Genomic DNA, 1,034 nt, shown 5'->3' on the forward strand with positions numbered 1-1,034 from the left:
GTGATTTCCTCAAGTGGAGTGCCCTGGGTACATCCATTGTCGGCATCCCGGAATTTCTGCCGGCCACGGTCCTGGGGCTGAACCAGGCCGTTCCGCCCAGTGAAAAAATCACTTTGGGCGTGATCGGGATCGGTCCTCGGGCGACCTACGACCTGAATGCCATTCTCAAATTGCCCGACGTCAAATGCCTGGCTATCGCCGATGTGCAGGCACGGCGCCGGGAAGCGGGAAAACGTCTGGTGGACGAATTCTACGGTAACCAGGACTGTGCTGTATATCGCGATTTTAGGGAACTACTGGCGCGTTCCGATATTGACACAGTTCTCATCGCGACCGGAGACCGCTGGCACGCGCCTGCCTCGATCATGGCGGCAGAGGCGGGCAAAGACGTTTACAGCGAAAAGCCCTGCGGCATCACGATTGCCAAGTGCCAGCAGCTCGCCGAGACCTTCCAACGCACCAAACGTATTTTCCAGGCGGGGACTCAGCGTCGCAGTGTGCCCAATTTCCAGTATGCCGTCGCGCTGGCGCAAAGTGGGAAGCTGGGGAAAATCCACACCGTGTATGCGTCGGTCTACGAGCCGCAACTCGAAAACGGCTGGCTGCCGCGAGAACAGACGCCCCCTCGCGATGTTGTGGACTGGAACCTGTGGTTGGGACCCGCCCCGTGGCGGCCCTACAACCATACCTATGTGGACGGTGGCTGGCGGGGCTATTTTGATTTCGACTCCGGCGCGCGACTGCTCGATTGGGGGGCGCACACCGTCGATCTGTGCCAGTGGGCCCTGAAGGCAGACGATACGGTGCCCGTGCGTTACGTTCCCGAAAAAGACCGGATCGTTTGTTACTACGCTAACGGTGTGAAACTGATCCTGGACTTTCTGAAAACCCCGTTTGGCGATCGCTCTCCGAAATTCACCACCCGACTGGGAACCTGTCCTGTCCGCTTTGTGGGAGATGAAGGTTGGGTGGAAACCGGGGACGAAGGGGGGATTGAGGTTCAGCCGGAGTCTCTCAAAAAAGAACTTCCCGAG

The 1,034-nt window shown here is 58.8% G+C and carries 1 protein-coding gene; it reads left to right on the plus strand.

Annotation, left to right across the window (positions count from 1 at the left end; all coding sequences use genetic code 11):
- Positions 1 to 44: 44 nt before the first annotated feature.
- Positions 45 to 1,034 (plus strand): Gfo/Idh/MocA family oxidoreductase (locus H5U08_RS19695; protein WP_297037148.1); only part of this gene is annotated, 990 nt, incomplete at its 3' end.

It is taken from the genome of Thermogutta sp. (assembly GCF_014359955.1).
In the GTDB taxonomy this organism is placed as follows: domain Bacteria; phylum Planctomycetota; class Planctomycetia; order Pirellulales; family Thermoguttaceae; genus Thermogutta.